Here is a 16,241-nt window from a genome sequence, read left to right as displayed (position 1 = left end):
CGCCGAACAATTCTTGTGGAGAAAGCCCCGTGCCCCTGGCACGGGGCTTTCTGCGTTTATATCTGCGTTTATAGGGGGCCTTGGCCCCCTATCCTTTTCCTTCCTGTCTGTTTCTCTCTCAGAGGCGTCCCGCCGCCTTCAAGGCGAGGTAGGCGTCTGCCAAGGCCGGTGCCAGGTCGTCCGGGGCCGCTTCGACGACCGTGACGCCGTGGCGGCGGAGTTGTTCCGCGGTGCGGTCGCGTTCGGTCTGGGCCTGGGCTGCCGCCGCTGCCTCGTACACCGCGTCGGCGTTTCCGCGGGCCTTGGACATCTGGGCCAGGTGCGGGTCGGCGACCGAGGCGAGCAGGACCGTGTGGCGCTGGGTGAGCTGGGCCAGCACGGGGAGCAGGCCCTCCTCGATGGGGGCCGCGTCGAGCGTCGTGAACAGGACGATCAGGGAGCGGCGAGGGGCTGTGCGCAAGGCCGTGGCCGTGAGGTTTCGGGCATCGGTCTCGACGAGCTCCGGTTCGAGGATGGCCATGGCGTTGACCAGGGAAGGGAGGACGTCCCCTGCCGAGCGGCCCTGTACGAGGGCGCGGAGGCGGCGGTCGTGGGCGAGGAGGTCGACGCGGTCGCCGGCCCGGGAGGCGAGGGCTGCGAGGAGCAGCGCCGCGTCCATGGAGGCGTCCAGGCGGGGGGCGTCGCCGACCCGGCCCGCGGAGGTGCGGCCGGTGTCGAGGACCAGCAGGATGTGCCGGTCGCGCTCGGGACGCCACGTACGTACCGCCACGGCGGACTGGCGGGCTGTGGCACGCCAGTCGATGGAGCGGGTGTCGTCGCCGGGGACGTACGCGCGCAGGCTGTCGAACTCCGTGCCTTCGCCGCGGGTGAGGACGCTGGTGCGGCCGTCCAGTTCGCGCAGGCGGGCCAGCTTGGACGGCAGATGCTTGCGGCTGGTGAACGGCGGCAGCACACGGACCGTCCAGGGGATCTCGTGGGTGCCCTGGCGGGCGAACAGGCCGAGCGGGCCGTAGGACCGGACGGTGACACGGTCGGCCCGGCGGTCGCCCCGACGGGTCGGGCGCAGCCGGGTGGTGATGCGTCGGCGCTCACCCGCGGGGACCGTGAGGCGGTGCCGGGAGGCCGCCACCTCGGTGCCGGGCTGCCAACTGCTGGGGGGCCAGGCGTCACGGATACGGGCCCGGAGCGGGCGGCGGGACGGGTTGGTGACCGTCAGGGTGATGTCGGCGGTGTCGCCCAGGCGTACCGAGGTGTCGCCGGAGCGGCTGAGGCCGAGCCGGCGCACGGGGGCGGCCAGGGCGAAGTCGCAGGCACAGGCCACCGCCAGGGGGGCGTTGACGGCGAGGAGGCCCGTCCAGCCGGGTTCCCAGAGACCGACGGGGAGAGAGCCGAGTGCCGCCAGGAGGGCGGCGCGTCCGGTGAGGGCCATCAGCGGGGGACGGGGACGTGGGTGAGGATCGCGTTGATGACCGAGTCGGTCGTGACGCCTTCCATCTCGGCCTCCGGCCGGAGCTGTACGCGGTGGCGGAGGGTGGGGAGGGCGAGGGCCTTCACGTCGTCGGGGATGACGTAGTCGCGTCCCGTCAGCCAGGCCCAGGCGCGGGCGGTGGACAGGAGGGCGGTGGCTCCCCGGGGGGAGACGCCGAGGGAGAGGGACGGTGACTCGCGCGTGGCGCGGCAGATGTCGACGACGTAGGCGGTGATCTCGGGGGAGACCGTCGTCTTCGCGACCGCGGCGCGGGCCGTTTCCAGGTCGGCGGCGGTCGCGACGGGGCGTACGCCGGCGGCGCGCAGGTCCTGGGGGTTGAAGCCCTCGGCGTGGCGGGTGAGGACGTCGATCTCGTCCTGTCGGGAGGGCAGCGGGATCGTGAGTTTGAGGAGAAAACGGTCGAGCTGGGCTTCGGGGAGAGGGTAGGTGCCCTCGTACTCGACGGGGTTCTGGGTGGCGGCGACCAGGAAGGGGTCGGGAAGGGGGCGGGGGGTGCCGTCGACGGTGACCTGGCGCTCCTCCATGGCCTCCAGAAGGGATGCCTGGGTCTTCGGGGGCGTGCGGTTGATCTCGTCCGCGAGGAGGAGGTGGGTGAAGACCGGGCCGGGCTGGAAGGAGAACTCGGAGGTGCGGGCGTCGTAGACCAGGGAGCCGGTGACGTCGCTCGGCATCAGGTCGGGGGTGAACTGGACGCGCTTGGTGTCGAGGTCCAGGGCGGCGGCGAGGGTGCGGACGAGCAGGGTCTTGGCGACACCGGGGACACCTTCGAGGAGGACGTGCCCGCGGCACAGCAGGGCGACGGCGAGGCCGGTGACAGCGGGGTCCTGGCCGACCACGGCTTTGGCGATCTCGGCGCGCAGGGCTTCCAGGGAAGCACGGGCGGCGGCCGGATCCCCGGTGTGCGCGGCGTTGTCAGTGGTCGGGTCCATCATGGACGGCGTACCTCTCTTTCGAGGGCGTCGAGTCGGTCGGCGAGGGTGATCAGGGCTGCGTCGTCGCCGGGTGGCGGGCCGAACAGGAGATCGCGCACGGGCTGCCCGTCGCCGTGGAGGTGGGTGGACAGGGCGGGAAGCAGGGTCTCGGGCATGTGCGCCTGGGACACGGGGATGCCTACGAGGGGGGCGAGGCGCGTGCGGGTGGTGGAGCGGAGAGCGGTGGCCGCGCGGTCGCGGGCGTTCGCCTTGCGGTAGAGGCGGGCGTGGCCTTCGACGGTTTCGGAGGCGCGGATCGCGACGGGGAGTCTTTCGGGCACGAGCGGGCCCAGCCGGCGTGCCCGCCACAGGGCGGCCAGGGCCGCCGCGACGAAGAGCTGCGCGGTGCCCCAGATCCAGCCGGAGGGGAGCAGGTCGAAGAAGTCGCGTTCGCCTCCTTCGGAGGCGGCGGAGGCATCGGCGAGTGAGGGGAGGTACCAGACCAGATGGGGGCGGGAGCCGAGGAGCTGGAGGGCGAGCGAGGCATTGCCGTGCTCGTCGAGGTGGTTGTTGAGAAGAATGTCAGGGGCGCCGAGAAGGACCGTGTCGCCGGCCCCGGAGGCCGCCGGGACGCGTATGAGGGTGGCCAGGCGCTCGCTGGGGTAGCACTCGTCGGCGTCGAGATGGGTGGTGGTGTAGCGGATGCCGCCCGTGTCGGCGGAGCCCGCGCTGCGGGCGGCGGGCAGGGTGCAGACCGGGTCGAGGGTGGAGCCGAAGCTGGTGGCCGGATCGGCGACGACGCCCGGGGCGAGCCGGTCGACGGACGCGCTGCCGGAGGAGACCAGGACGGTGCGGCCGCCGGAGTCGGCGAAGGCGGAGTGCAACCGCGACTGCTGGTGGTGCGTCAGGAGGTCGGGGACGGCGACCAGGAGGGTCGTGTCGGGTTTCGCGGCGGCGGACGCCTCTTCCAGGGTGGTGACCACGCGTGTGTCCACACCGCGGTCGGCCAGGAGTTCGGCGACCGCGCGGCTGCCGAGGGGGTCGGCGGAGCGCGGGTCGAGTTCGCCGTGGTGGGCGTCGGAGCGGGCCACGGCGATGACGACGGCCGCCACGACCAGCAGCGCGAGCGCGAGGAGGACACCTCGTGTGCGGGTCCACACCTGGCGGGCGGTGGGCGAGGCCGAGGTGGAGGGGAGCGGTACCTCGGTCGTCATCCGGCGGCCCCCTGGCGTGCGTTGTCGTCCGTGGTGCTGTCGCTGTGGTTCCGGGTACCGGCGGGGGTGCCCGCGAGCCGGGGTTTGCTCCGCTCCAGGTCGCGGTCGAGTTCGGTGATCTGCCGGTATGACTCCTCCGTCGCGGTGCGGCCGCCGTATGTCACGTCGTCGAAGCTCCGGGCCGCGGTGTGCAGCCGGCCGGTGTGGGCGGGCAGTGTGCGGCCGGCCTCCGCGGCGGCCTCGTCGGCGGTGCGGCCGGGGTGGATGTCGAGCAGGGCACGTTCCTCCAAGGAGCGGACGATGGCGCGCATGCGTTCCTGGACGGCCTGGTTCCAGTGGCCCTGGGCGGCGTGCGCCTCGGCGGCCGCGCGGTGTTCGGCGGCGCTGCGGGGGCGGTCGTCGAACAGGACGGGAGCGGAGGACGGCCGGCGGCGCGGGGTGCCCAGGCGCCACCACAGGGCGCCCAGGACGGCGAGCACGGCGACGACGATGACGAGCAGTCCGAGCGCACCGCCGGGCGTCGCGGTGGAAGCGGCGTCGAACAGCTTGCCGACCCATCCCCAGAAGGCGTCCAGGGCCCGCTGGAACCAGCTGGGGTCGTTCTCGTGGTACATCTGCTTGGACAGTTCGCGCCGGGCCGCCTCCCGCGCGGGGTCACGCGGGAGGGTGATGGGCGGTTCGCCGTCACCGCGCGGCAGCGCCCGGACTGCGCTGCCGGCGGCTTCGGGCAGCGTCTGCGCCGATGTGAGCACGGTGAGTACTCCCCCCGCGATGTGCACCCTGTCAGCTTCCCGGGATGGTGCCGGGCCCGTAGCCCTGGACCCCGGCGGCGCGGCCCAGTTCGAGGTCGAGGGCCTCGCGGCGGATGCGCTGGTCGATGTAGAGGAGCACGGTGACGCCGGCCTGGATCGGGTACGTGATCATGGCCCCGACGACCGCGCCGATACCGGTGATGATGAGGAACGTCCAGCCGATGTCGCTGCCGGCGCTGTTGAGGAAACCGGTGATGCCGTCGCCGGTGACGGCCATGGCGATCAGGGTGAAGGGGATGACGACGAGCGATGCGACGAAGCCCGCGATGATCCCCGCGAGCAGCTGGATGCCGAAGATCCGCCACCAGGAGCCGCGCACCAGCTTCGCGGAACGGCTCATCGCCTTCAGGACGCCCTGCTTCTCCAGCATCAGCGTCGCGGAGGCCAGCGAGTAGCGGATCATCAGCCACAGGGCGACGACGCCGGCGCCGAGGATGCCCAGGACGGTGAGTACCACCGCGCCCGCACCGCCGACCGTGACGGCCATGACGATGCCCGGCAGCGCGCCCGCCACGACGACGGCCACGGCGATGAGTATCAGCAGGCAGATCAGGCCGAACAGCCTCAGGACCTGGGGACGGGCGTCGCGCCAGGCCTCGGCGACGGTGACCGACGTGCCGAGTACGGCGCGGCTGGTGACGGTGGTGAGCAGGGCGGTGGCGGCGACGGTGCCGATCAGACCGACGAGATAGACGATCCCGGAGTTGATCAGGGAGTCGCCCATGGCGGCGGTCAGCTCGTCGAAGGTGGCGCTCTGGTCGCTGAGGGTGGCGGAGCTGGGGCTGTCCAGGAAGAACCCCTGGACGAGGACGACGACGATCTCGGTGAGGACGGCGACGGTCAGCGCGATGCCGAGGACCGTGCGCCAGTGGGTGCGCATGGTGGAGACCGCGCCGTCGAGGATCTCGCCCACGCCGAGCGGGCGGAGCGGGATCACACCGGGCTTGGCCGCGGGCGGGGGCCCGCCCCAGGACCCGTACCCGCCGGATCCGCCGTATCCCCCGGGTCCGCCGTAACCGGGTCCGCCGTAACCGGGCCCGCCGGGGGGCGGGGCGCCCCAGCCCGGCGGAGGCGGTGGGGGAGTCCGGCCGGGGTCCGCTGCGCCGGGCCGGCCGGTGGGCGCGGACCACTGGCCCGGCGGCTGCTCCTTCGACCAGCCAGGCTCCTGCGGGGCGGGCTGCTCGGGGTTCGGGCGCTCTGCGGGCTCGGCAGGTCCGGACGCACCCGGTCCCTGCCCTTCGGAGGGGGCGGATCCGGGCGAAGCCCAGCCCGGAGTGTCGTTCATCGTCGCTCCTTCACGGTGCCCGTCCGCGGTCGCGGCGGCAGGTTCGCAGCCATCGTGCCATGGGGTGGTCGACGACGGACCGGCCGAGGTGCGGACTGTGCCTTCAATTGTCCGCGTTCCAGGGGGCAGACTGGCCGCATGGCTGATCAGTACGCACACAGCGGCGACCACAAGCGGCCGACCGACATCCCGGTGATCCGCTGGGAGGAGCCACCGGAAGGGCCCGTTCTGGTGCTGCTCGACCAGACCGGACTGCCGGCCGAGGAGGTCGAGCTCGTCTGCACGGACGCCCCCGCGCTCGTGGAGGCGATCCGCTCGCTCGCCGTGCGCGGTGCGCCACTGCTGGGCATCGCCGGGGCGTACGGCGTCGCCCTCGCCGCCGTACGGGGCTTCGACGTGGACGACGCCGCCGCCGCGCTGGAGGGTGCCCGGCCCACCGCGGTGAACCTCGGGGTGGGGGTGCGCCGGGCCCTGAGTGCCCACCAGGGTGTTCTCGCCCGCGGCGGCGATCTGCGGGAGGCGGCCGGGGCCGCGCTGGACGCGGCACGGCGGCTGCACCGCGAGGACGCCGAGGCCAGCGCCCGGATGGCCCGCCACGGGCTGGCGCTGCTGGGCGAGCTGATGCCCGGCGGCGGGCACCGGATCCTCACCCACTGCAACACCGGCTCACTGGTGTCGGGCGGTGAGGGCACGGCGTTCGCGGTGGCGCTGGCCGCGCACCGGGCGGGCCGGCTCAGGCGGCTGTGGGTGGACGAAACGCGCCCGTTGCTGCAAGGTGCTCGCCTGACGGCATACGAGGCCGCCCGCAGCGGCATGGCGTACACACTGCTCACCGACAGTGCGGCGGGATCGCTGTTCGCGGCGGGTGAGGTGGACGCGGTACTGATAGGGGCGGACCGCATCGCGGCCGACGGCTCGGTGGCGAACAAGGTGGGGAGTTATCCGCTCGCCGTGCTCGCGCGGTACCACCATGTGCCGTTCATAGTGGTGGCACCGGTGACGACGGTCGATCCCCGGACACCGGACGGGGCGTCCATCGAGGTCGAGCAGCGCCCCGGCCATGAAGTGACCGAGGTCACGGCACCGCAGGTGCCGATGGCCGGAACCGAAGCGGGAGGCGGGATTCTTGTGGCACCCCTGGGGACCCAGGCGTACAACCCGGCGTTCGACGTGACACCACCAGAACTGGTCACGGCGATCGTCACGGAGGAAGGTGCCGTCTCACCCGTGACGGCAGAGGCCCTGGCCGCACTGTGTGCCAGGTCACGCCAGGTCACGAATAGCTAATGGGATGATGTCGTTTATGAAGGGACGAGTCCTTGTCGTCGACGACGACACCGCACTGGCCGAGATGCTCGGCATTGTGCTGCGTGGTGAAGGTTTTGAGCCGTCTTTCGTAGCCGACGGCGACAAGGCGCTGGCCGCTTTCCGTGAGGCCAAGCCCGATCTGGTGCTGCTGGATCTGATGCTGCCCGGCCGGGACGGCATCGAGGTGTGCCGCCTGATCAGGGCGGAGTCCGGGGTGCCGATCGTGATGCTCACGGCGAAGAGCGACACCGTTGATGTCGTGGTCGGCCTGGAGTCCGGTGCCGACGACTACATGGTCAAGCCGTTCAAGCCGAAGGAGCTGGTCGCCCGGATCCGGGCACGGCTGCGCAGGTCGGAGGAGCCGGCGCCGGAACAGCTCGCCATCGGCGACCTGGTGATCGACGTGGCCGGGCACTCCGTGAAGCGGGAGGGGCAGTCGATCGCGCTGACGCCGCTGGAGTTCGACCTGCTGGTCGCGCTGGCCCGCAAGCCGTGGCAGGTGTTCACGCGTGAGGTGCTGCTGGAACAGGTCTGGGGCTACCGTCACGCGGCCGACACCCGGCTGGTGAACGTCCATGTCCAGCGGCTGCGCTCCAAGGTCGAGAAAGACCCGGAGAAGCCGGAGATCGTGGTGACCGTCCGTGGTGTCGGCTACAAGGCGGGACCGAGCTGACATGTCCGGTGACAGTGCCGCTTCGGGCTCCGGCCGGGCCGGGGAGCGACCGGAGCGGCCTGTCGGCCGGACGTCCGGGGACCGCACCTCGGTGCGTTCCCGCTGGGGGCGTCTCCTGGAGGGCGGGCTGCTCCGGGGCGGAGTCCAGGGCAGCCCGGTCATCCGCCTGTTCGCGCGCTGGGTGCGCCGGCCGCTGCTGCCCGTCATGCGGCTGTGGCGGCGCAACATCCAGCTCAAGGTCGTCGTCACCACGCTGCTGATGTCGCTGGGTGTGGTCCTGCTGCTGGGTTTCGTCGTCATCGGCCAGGTGCGCAACGGCCTGCTGGACGCCAAGGTGAAGGCGTCCCAGAGCCAGGCCACCGGCGGGTTCGCGGTGGCCAAGCAGCAGGCCGACGAGGCCGCGAGCGGCACCGGCGAGGATGCCTCCGCGGTGGACGGCAGGTCCTCGCAGAGCGTCATCCAGTGGATGAGCGACCTCGTGGAGTCGCTCTCCAGCGGCGGCCAGGGCGCCTTCGACGTGGTCACCCTGCCCATGGGCGACGAGGGCGGCGGGGGACGCGGTCCGCGCGCCTCGGGGCACGTCGACCCCTCGATGAGCGTGCCCGGCAATCTGCGGGACGGGATCGACACCAGTACCGGGGCCGCGCAGCGGTACACGCGGATCGTCTACAGCAACGGCGCGGACTCCCAGCCCGGTCTGGTCATCGGCAAGCAGGTCAACGACCCCAACGGTGATCCGTACCAGCTGTACTACCTCTTCCCGCTGACGCAGGAGGAGAAGTCGCTGAGCCTGGTCAAGGGCACGCTGGCGACCGCCGGTCTGTTCGTCGTCGTCCTCCTCGGGGCCATCGCCTGGCTCGTGGTGCGGCAGGTCGTGACGCCGGTGCGGATGGCGGCCGGGATCGCGGAGCGGCTGTCCGCCGGGCGGCTGCAGGAACGGATGAAGGTCACCGGCGAGGACGACATCGCGCGGCTCGGCGAGGCCTTCAACAAGATGGCGCAGAACCTCCAGCTGAAGATCAACCAGCTTGAGGACCTGTCGCGGATGCAGCGCCGGTTCGTGTCGGACGTGTCCCACGAACTGCGGACACCGCTGACGACCGTACGGATGGCGGCGGACGTCATCCATGAGGCGCGTGAGGACTTCGACCCGGTGACCGCACGGTCGGCCGAACTGCTCGCCGACCAGATCGACCGGTTCGAGTCACTGCTCTCGGACCTGCTGGAGATCAGCCGCTTCGACGCGGGCGCTGCTGCCCTGGAGGCGGAGCCGGTCGACCTGCGGATCGTCGTACGGCGCGTGGTCGGCGGGGCCGAGCCGCTCGCCGAGCGCAAGGGCACGCAGATCAAGGTGGTCGGCGACCGGCAGCCCGTCGTCGCCGAGGTCGACACGCGGCGCGTGGAGCGCGTCCTGCGCAACCTCGTCGTCAACGCGGTGGAGCACGGTGACGGCAAGGACGTCGTCGTCAAGCTCGCCGTGGCGGGCGGGGCGGTCGCGATCGCGGTGCGGGACTACGGCGTCGGGCTCAAGCCCGGTGAGGCGACCCGGGTCTTCAGCCGCTTCTGGCGGGCGGACCCGGCACGCGCGCGGACCACGGGCGGCACCGGACTGGGGCTGTCCATCGCCCTGGAGGACGCGCGGCTGCACGGCGGCTGGCTCCAGGCATGGGGCGAGCCGGGCGGCGGCTCGCAGTTCCGGCTGACCCTGCCCCGGACGGCGGACGAGCCGCTGCGGGGCTCCCCGATACCGCTGGAGCCCAGGGACTCGCGGCGCAACCGCGGACTCGGCGACGCCGGTGCGCCGCACGGCGGCGGGTACGGGGACGGCGAGAAGCGGGCCACCCTGCCCGCGTCGTCCGCGGACACCGAGGGCTCGGCCCGCGCGGCCCTTGATCCGCTCGCCCCGCTGTCGGCCGCCGTGACACCCACGGCCGACCCGACGGCGCTGCCCGGCAACGGCGCGCGCGTGGTGTCGCGGCCGGCTGCGGGCGCGCCGCGCCGGGGTGAGCCGGCGGGACCGGTCGCCGGGGACGCGACGCCCGCCGGCGCGGGTGCCGATGCCGGTGCCGGTGGGGCTGCCGACGCCGATGACGTGGACGAGTTGGACGATGTGGATGGCTTGGACGATGTGGACGGCCTTGGGGACAGGCAGGGGGAGACTTCGCGTGGGCGGTGAGCGCGCAGGACGCGACCGAAGGACGCCGGCACGGATGATCGCGTACGCCACCAGTGGTGCCGTACTGCTGGCCGGGTGCGCCTCGATGCCCGACAACGGGGATCTGCGGGGCGTGGAGTCCACGCCCCTGCAGGACGCGCAGGTGCGGGTGTTCGCGATGCCGCCGAGCGAGGACGCGTCGCCCACACAGATCGTGCAGGGCTTCCTCGAGGCGCTGACGAGCGACGATCCGGACTACAGGACCGCGCGCCAGTATCTGACCGCCGAGGCGGCGGATGGCTGGCAGCCCGAGCGGTCCACCACGGTGCTGGCGGACGGGCCGGGCACGCAGGCCGACCCGCCGGGCCGGGAGAAAACCGGCGAGGTCTCCTTCACCCTGACCGGCGAGAAGGTCGCCACCGTGGACGCGCAGCAGGCGTACGCGTCCGCCACCGGGCCGTACAACAAGCTCGTGCATCTCACGCAGGACGCGAAGAGCGGGCAGTGGCGCATCGACGGGGTGCCGCAGGGCGTCGTCATGGGAAAGTCGGACTTCCAGCGCAACTACATGTCCGTCAGCAAGTACTACTTCGCCTCGAACACCGTGGGGACCGCCGCGGACGGGCCTCCGATGGCGGTCGCCGACCCGGTGTACGTCCGCAGTCATGTGGAGCCCACCAGCCAGATGGTGCGTTCCCTCCTGGGCGGGCCCACCAGCTGGCTGGACCCGGTCGTCAGGTCGAGTTTCCCCGCAGGCGTGGCGCTGCACGAGGACGCCGGACCGCTGACGGCGGACGACCGCGGCAAGCTGACCGTGCCGCTCAACGACAAGGCGGCCGGCACCGGCATCAAGCGGTGCAAGGAGATGGCCGCCCAACTGCTGTTCACGCTGCGCAACCTCAGCCCCGCGGTGGACGAGGTCGAGCTGCGGGCCGACGGGAAGCAGCTGTGCTCGCTGACCCAGGAGGCCACCGGGACCGTGGCCGACCGGGGCTCGCTGAACAGCCCCGACTACCTGTACTTCGTCGACGAGGAGCACCGGCTGGTGCGGATCCCCGCCGGCGGCGACGCCACCCAGCCGGACCCGGTGCCCGGGGCGCTGGGTGAGGCCGAGACCAAGCTGCGGTCGGTGGCCGTCTCGCGGGACGAACGCACGGCGGCCGGGGTCGCACTCGACGGGGGGGCGCTGTACGTCGGATCGATCGTGCCGGGCGGTTCGCTCGGGGAGTCCGTGCTGGGGAGCCAGGGCAAGTCCGAGGACGACCGGCTGACCGCGCCCAGCTGGGATGCGCAGGGTGGCCTGTGGGTGGCCGACCGCGACCCCGCCGATCCGCGGCTGTTCCTGCTCGAGGAGGGCGCGGGCGAGCCGCTGGAGGTGCGCACTCCGGGCCTGGACGGGCGTATCCAGGCGGTCCGGGTGGCCGCCGACGGGGTCAGGATCGCGCTCGTCGTGGCGAAGGGCGACCGGCGCTCCCTGATGATCGGACGGATCGAGCGGGGCGGGACGAACGGCCGGGAGGGGCCGGCCGGACCGGCCGAGAAGACCGGCGCGCGGCCCACCGTCACCGTGCTGCAGATGCGGCCCGCGACGCCCGAGTTGGAGAAGGTCACCGCCATGTCGTGGACCGGCGACAGCCGGCTCGTCGTGGTCGGGCGCGAGGAGGGAGGTGTGGAGCAGATGCGGTACGTCGAGGTCGACGGCTCCATACCGGAGGTCCCGCAGCCCGCCGCCCTGACCGGAGTCGAGTCGGTCACCGCATCCGCCGACGAACAGATGCCGCTGATGGCGCACTCGGTGGACGGGATCGTCCGGCTGCCGTCGGGGGCCCAGTGGCAGAAGGTGACGGAAGGAACCGCGCCGGTCTATCCGGGGTGAGCGCCCGCCGGTCGAGCGCCGGGCGTGCCGGGCGAACCCGGTGGAGTTTTCCACAGGGGTGGCCGGGTGCGGTGGGCCTTGGCACAGTGGGGTCATGCGGGGCTGGTCGCAGGATCTTTCCGACCTGGTGCTTCCGGCCGAGTGCGGCGGATGCGGCAGGCCTCGTGCGGTGCTGTGCGCCCGGTGCCGTACGGCGCTGAGCGGTGCCGCGCCTCGCCGGGTGCGGCCGGAGCCGGAACCGGCCGGGCTGCCGGTGACGCACGCCGCGGCCCGGTACGCGGACGAGGTGCGCGCCACGTTGCTGGCCCACAAGGAGCGCGGTGCCCTGGCCCTGACCCGGCCGCTGGGCGAAGCCCTGGCGGGAGCGGTGCGCGCGGGGCTGCGGGAGGCGTCGCCGCCGGGCTCCGGTGAGCTTGTGGGGCCGGTCCACGGCGACCGTGGCGTGGTGCTGCTGGTGCCCGTGCCGTCCGCGTCACGGGCCGTGCGGGCCCGTGGCCATGACCCGGCCCTGCGGATCGCCCGGGCGGCGGCGGGTGCGCTGCGGCGGCAAGGGGTACCCGCTTCGGTGCTTCCCGCGCTGCGGCAGCGGCGGGGCGTGGCCGACCAGTCGGGACTCGACGCCCGGCAGCGGCTGGCCAATCTCGCCGGCGCGCTGGCGGTGGCGCCGGGCTGTGGCCGGTTGTTGAGTGGTGGGCAGGTCGTCCTCGTGGACGACCTGATGACCACCGGGGCGTCGCTGGCGGAGGCCGCGCGTGCGGTGCGGACCGCGCTGCGGGCCCCGGACGCGGTGGATCACGCGAGATCCGCCGAGACGTGCACGCGGCCGCGTACGGAGGTACGTGTGAGAGTGGGGGCGCAGGTGCGGGAACAAGTGGATCTCAGGGCCGATTCGAGTATTTCGGCGCCCGCGTTCGTGTACAGAGGTGAGACGTGGGAAAGGAGAGGAGAACAGCGAAACGGATCGGCTCAGGCGAGGGCGGGTCGGTGGTCCGGCCTGTCAGTGGGTACGGCGGGTACGGACAGGGCCGACCGGCCCATTGACGTGAAGTGCGCTGCCGTTGTTGCGGCTTCGCCGGATTCTTTCGAAATAAACCGGAACTGATGGGGAACTTGCATCGTTGCAGGTAGTGAGAGCATAAATTCACCTGAACGGAGGTATGCGGCAGGAGAGGGTGACGCCATCCGTCCGAGCGAGATATGTTCGGTTGTGAGGGAAAGCCGCAGGCCACACCTCTTGAATCCGAATGCCGTGCTGCGGGTTTTTCATTATCACCCGGGCCGGTGGAGTGGAGATCTCGCCCGTGGGGGAGGTGGAAGTCACCGAGTCCGAGGTTCCGGGGCTGCCCGGAGCTTGGTGTAAAAGGGAGACGCTCCGCACCGAGGCGGAGTGATCCGGGAACGGAGTTCTGCGTGGACATCGTCGTCAAGGGCCGCAAGACCGAGGTGCCCGAGCGGTTCCGGAAGCACGTGGCCGAGAAGCTGAAGCTGGAGAAGATCCAGAAGCTCGACGGCAAGGTGATCAGCCTCGACGTCGAGGTGTCCAAGGAGCCCAACCCCCGACAGGCCGACCGCAGCGCCCGGGTGGAGATCACACTCCACTCCCGCGGTCCGGTGATCCGGGCGGAGGCGGCGGCGGGCGACCCGTACGCGGCGCTCGACCTGGCAGCGGAGAAGCTGGACGCCCGGCTGCGCAAGCAGCACGACAAGCGTTACTCGCGGCGTGGCGCGCGCAGGATCTCGGCAGCGGAGGTCCCCGCCCACGTCCCCGACGCGGCGACACTGAACGGCACGGGGGCGCAGTCCTCCGAGGGGACGCAGGGAGCCGTCCCCACCAAGAAGATCGGCTCGCTGGAGGTGCAGGGCGAAGGGCCCCTCATCGTCCGCGAGAAGACCCACGTGGCCGCCCCCATGACCCTGGACCAGGCGCTCTACGAGATGGAGCTGGTCGGGCACGACTTCTATCTGTTCGTCGACTCCGAGACCAAGGAACCCAGTGTCGTCTACCGACGGCACGCCTACGACTACGGCGTGATCCACCTCAGCACGGACACCATGGTCACGCAGCCACACGCTCCCGAGGCGGGCGGGACGCTCGGCGGCTGACCGAGCCGAGTCGCAGTCGGACCGGTGCCCCTGGTGCGCGCATGTGCGCCCCCAGGGGCACCGGTGTGCGACCACTTCGCACCCCGAGCTGTCACCCCGGCGCCGTCCGGGCATGGAATCATGGCGGCAACGGCCCAAACGGTGGGCCGTTGCCTTGGGTTGGCGATGGCTCAGGACCACAGGCCACAGCCTTCAGGGGGAGGAACGATGGCGGACAGCTTCGGACCGATGCGTGGAGAGGACTCCGACGACGGCGGCACCGGCATGGGGCCGGACGCGGACTCCGGGTACGGGGAGCCGGCGAAGGAGTCGGACCGGGAGCCGATCAGAGTCCTCGTGGTGGACGACCACGCGCTGTTCCGCCGCGGCCTGGAGATCGTGCTCGCGGCCGAGGAGGGCATCCAGGTCGTCGGCGAGGCGGGGGACGGCGCGGAAGCGGTGGAGAAGGCCGCCGACCTGCTGCCGGACATCGTCCTGATGGATGTGCGGATGCCCAAGCGGGGCGGTATCGAGGCGTGCACTTCCATCAAGGAGGTGGCCCCCAGCGCGAAGATCATCATGCTGACGATCAGCGACGAGGAAGCCGACCTCTACGACGCCATCAAGGCGGGCGCGACCGGTTACCTCCTCAAGGAGATCTCCACGGACGAAGTGGCCACCGCCATCCGAGCGGTGGCCGACGGACAGTCGCAGATCAGCCCGTCCATGGCGTCGAAGCTGCTCACCGAGTTCAAGTCGATGATCCAGCGCACCGACGAGCGCCGGCTGGTGCCCGCGCCCCGGCTGACGGACCGTGAACTCGAAGTACTCAAGCTCGTGGCCACGGGGATGAACAACCGGGACATCGCCAAGGAGCTGTTCATCTCCGAGAACACCGTGAAGAACCATGTGCGCAACATCCTGGAGAAGCTGCAGCTGCACTCCAGGATGGAGGCGGTGGTCTACGCGATGCGGGAGAAGATCCTCGAGATCCGCTGAGTGGTGTCAGGCGAAGGAGCGGGCCAGCTCCCCGATGAGCGGCTCACGCAACTCCGGCGCGTCGACCCGCTCCACGCGGACGTCCGTGCAGTCCACCCAGCCCGCCGCCTCGACCAGGGCCTGCGCGACGGCGGGGACCGCCTTGGGGCCGTCCAGCGTGATCTGCTTCGCGACCAGGGTGCGGCCCTCACGGGCGGGGTCGACGCGGCCGACGAGCCGGCCACCGGCGAGCACGGGCATCGCGAAGTAGCCGTGCACCCGCTTCGGCTTCGGCACGTAGGCCTCCAGGCGGTGGGTGAAGCCGAAGATCCGCTCGGTGCGCGCCCGCTCCCAGACCAGGGAGTCGAACGGGGACAGCAGCGTCGTACGGTGGCGTCCGCGCGGGGGCGTGGCGAGGGCCTCCGGATCGGCCCAGGCCGGCTTGGACCAGCCTTCGACCGCGACCGGCACCAGGCCCGAATCGGCGATCACCGCGTCGACCTGCTCGCCCTTGAGCCGGTGGTAGTCGGCGAGGTCCGCGCGGGTGCCGACGCCGAGTGACCTGCCGGCCAGGCGGACCAGGCGGCGCAGGCACTCGGCGTCGTCCAGCTCGTCGTGCAGCAGGGCATCCGGGATCGCGCGCTCGGCGAGGTCGTAGACCCGCTTCCAGCCGCGGCGCTCGACGCACACCACCTCTCCGTACATCAGGGCCCGCTCGACGGCGACCTTGGCGCCGGACCAGTCCCACCACTCGCTGGTGCGCTTCGCGCCGCCCAGGTCGGTTGCCGTGAGCGGGCCCTGGGCGCGGAGCTGCTTGACGACCTGGTCGTAGGCGCCGTCGGGCAGCTCGTGGTTCCAGTGCGGGCGGGCGCGGTAGGCGCGGCGGCGGAAGGCGAAGTGCGGCCACTCCTCGACCGGCAGCAGGCAGGCCGCGTGCGACCAGTACTCGAACGCGCGCGGCTCGGCCCCGCTCTTCCAGTACGCGTCCTCGACCGTCGCCCGGCCGACGGCGCCGAGGCGGGCGTAGGGGATCAGCTCGTGGGAGCGGGCGAGGACGGAGATGGTGTCGAGCTGCACCGCGCCCAGGTGACGCAGGACCCCCCGGACGCCGGAGCGGCGGTCCGGGGCGCCCAGGAAGCCCTGGGCCCGCAGGGCGATGCGGCGGGCCTCGGCCGCCGAGAGGTCCGTGGACGGACGAGGGAGGGTCGTCATACGTCCGCACGATAGAGGGCGGCACTGACAACGGCCGGGGCGGCGGACTGGGGCAGTGGGCCGGGGCAGTGGGCCGGGGCCCGCCCGGCGGACCGAGGCCGGATGCGGTCGGCGGTGCTTGTCCGGACGGGGCTCCGGCCCGAGCCGTCGGACAGGCCACCGAACTCTGGGCGGACACCGGTTCGGGACGATCCGAGCCGCCCCTTGCCGCCCCTGCTCCAGGCCGGAGATCGTACGGAGATCGAA

General features: G+C 72.1%; 13 protein-coding genes. 7 read left to right on the top strand and 6 right to left on the bottom strand.

The annotated features are described in order from the left end of the window. Positions 1–118: 118 nt before the first annotated feature. Genes ACFP2V_RS16210 through ACFP2V_RS16190 form a run of 5 tightly spaced genes read right to left on the bottom strand, consistent with a single transcriptional unit; the run spans position 119 to position 5,711 of the window. Positions 119–1,429, bottom strand: coding sequence for a DUF58 domain-containing protein (locus ACFP2V_RS16210; protein WP_381211999.1), 1,311 nt, complete (start codon positions 1,427–1,429; stop codon positions 119–121). Then, positions 1,429–2,418, bottom strand: coding sequence for an AAA family ATPase (locus tag ACFP2V_RS16205; RefSeq protein ID WP_381212005.1), 990 nt, complete (start codon positions 2,416–2,418; stop codon positions 1,429–1,431). The genes ACFP2V_RS16210 and ACFP2V_RS16205 overlap by 1 nt, the downstream gene beginning before the upstream one ends. Then, positions 2,418–3,614 (bottom strand): DUF4350 domain-containing protein, encoded by a 1,197-nt coding sequence (locus tag ACFP2V_RS16200; RefSeq protein WP_381211996.1) that lies wholly within the window; start codon positions 3,612–3,614, stop codon positions 2,418–2,420. The genes ACFP2V_RS16205 and ACFP2V_RS16200 overlap by 1 nt, the downstream gene beginning before the upstream one ends. After that, positions 3,611–4,366 carry a DUF4129 domain-containing protein gene (locus ACFP2V_RS16195; protein ID WP_381211993.1) on the bottom strand — a complete coding sequence of 252 codons (756 nt, stop codon included), beginning with the start codon at positions 4,364–4,366 and terminating at the stop codon, positions 3,611–3,613. The genes ACFP2V_RS16200 and ACFP2V_RS16195 overlap by 4 nt, the downstream gene beginning before the upstream one ends. Positions 4,367–4,397: 31 nt before the next feature. Next, the gene (locus ACFP2V_RS16190; protein ID WP_381211990.1) at positions 4,398–5,711 is read right to left on the bottom strand and encodes a hypothetical protein; all 1,314 of its coding nucleotides are present in this window, start codon (positions 5,709–5,711) and stop codon (positions 4,398–4,400) included. Positions 5,712–5,849: 138 nt separating this feature from the next. Between ACFP2V_RS16190 and mtnA the strand changes: the two genes are divergently transcribed. The 7 genes from mtnA (at position 5,850) to ACFP2V_RS16155 (ending at position 14,804) form a co-directional block, all read left to right on the top strand. After that, entirely contained in the window at positions 5,850–6,998 is a 1,149-nt protein-coding gene (mtnA, locus tag ACFP2V_RS16185; protein ID WP_381211987.1) for an S-methyl-5-thioribose-1-phosphate isomerase, read from the top strand. 4 nt (positions 6,999–7,002) lie between these two features. After that, positions 7,003–7,692: a two-component system response regulator MtrA gene (mtrA, locus tag ACFP2V_RS16180; RefSeq protein WP_211273255.1), complete on the top strand. Its 690-nt coding sequence runs from the start codon at positions 7,003–7,005 to the stop codon at positions 7,690–7,692. A gap of 1 nt (position 7,693) precedes the next feature. After that, positions 7,694–9,868: an MtrAB system histidine kinase MtrB gene (gene mtrB, locus ACFP2V_RS16175; RefSeq protein WP_381211983.1), complete on the top strand. Its 2,175-nt coding sequence runs from the start codon at positions 7,694–7,696 to the stop codon at positions 9,866–9,868. Continuing rightward, positions 9,858–11,723 (top strand): LpqB family beta-propeller domain-containing protein, encoded by a 1,866-nt coding sequence (locus tag ACFP2V_RS16170; RefSeq protein ID WP_381211980.1) that lies wholly within the window; start codon positions 9,858–9,860, stop codon positions 11,721–11,723. The genes mtrB and ACFP2V_RS16170 overlap by 11 nt, the downstream gene beginning before the upstream one ends. Positions 11,724–11,817: 94 nt before the next feature. After that, positions 11,818–12,825, top strand: coding sequence for a ComF family protein (locus tag ACFP2V_RS16165; RefSeq protein ID WP_381211977.1), 1,008 nt, complete (start codon positions 11,818–11,820; stop codon positions 12,823–12,825). A gap of 308 nt (positions 12,826–13,133) precedes the next feature. Beyond that, positions 13,134–13,826 (top strand): ribosome hibernation-promoting factor, HPF/YfiA family, encoded by a 693-nt coding sequence (hpf, locus tag ACFP2V_RS16160; protein WP_381211974.1) that lies wholly within the window; start codon positions 13,134–13,136, stop codon positions 13,824–13,826. A 207-nt stretch (positions 13,827–14,033) separates the two neighbouring features. Beyond that, positions 14,034–14,804, top strand: coding sequence for a response regulator (locus ACFP2V_RS16155; RefSeq protein ID WP_381211971.1), 771 nt, complete (start codon positions 14,034–14,036; stop codon positions 14,802–14,804). A gap of 6 nt (positions 14,805–14,810) precedes the next feature. On the opposite strand, the gene ACFP2V_RS16150 is transcribed toward ACFP2V_RS16155, so the two are convergent. After that, on the bottom strand, positions 14,811–15,995 hold the full coding sequence (locus ACFP2V_RS16150; RefSeq protein WP_381211968.1) for a winged helix-turn-helix domain-containing protein: 1,185 nt from the start codon (positions 15,993–15,995) through the stop codon (positions 14,811–14,813). Between the last annotated feature and the right edge of the window lie 246 nt (positions 15,996–16,241).

Source organism: Streptomyces incanus (genome assembly GCF_042656345.1).
GTDB classification, from domain to species: Bacteria; Actinomycetota; Actinomycetes; order Streptomycetales; family Streptomycetaceae; genus Streptomyces; species Streptomyces incanus.
Note: the sequence above shows the minus strand (reverse complement) of the source record. Positions and strands in the feature narration are given on the sequence as shown.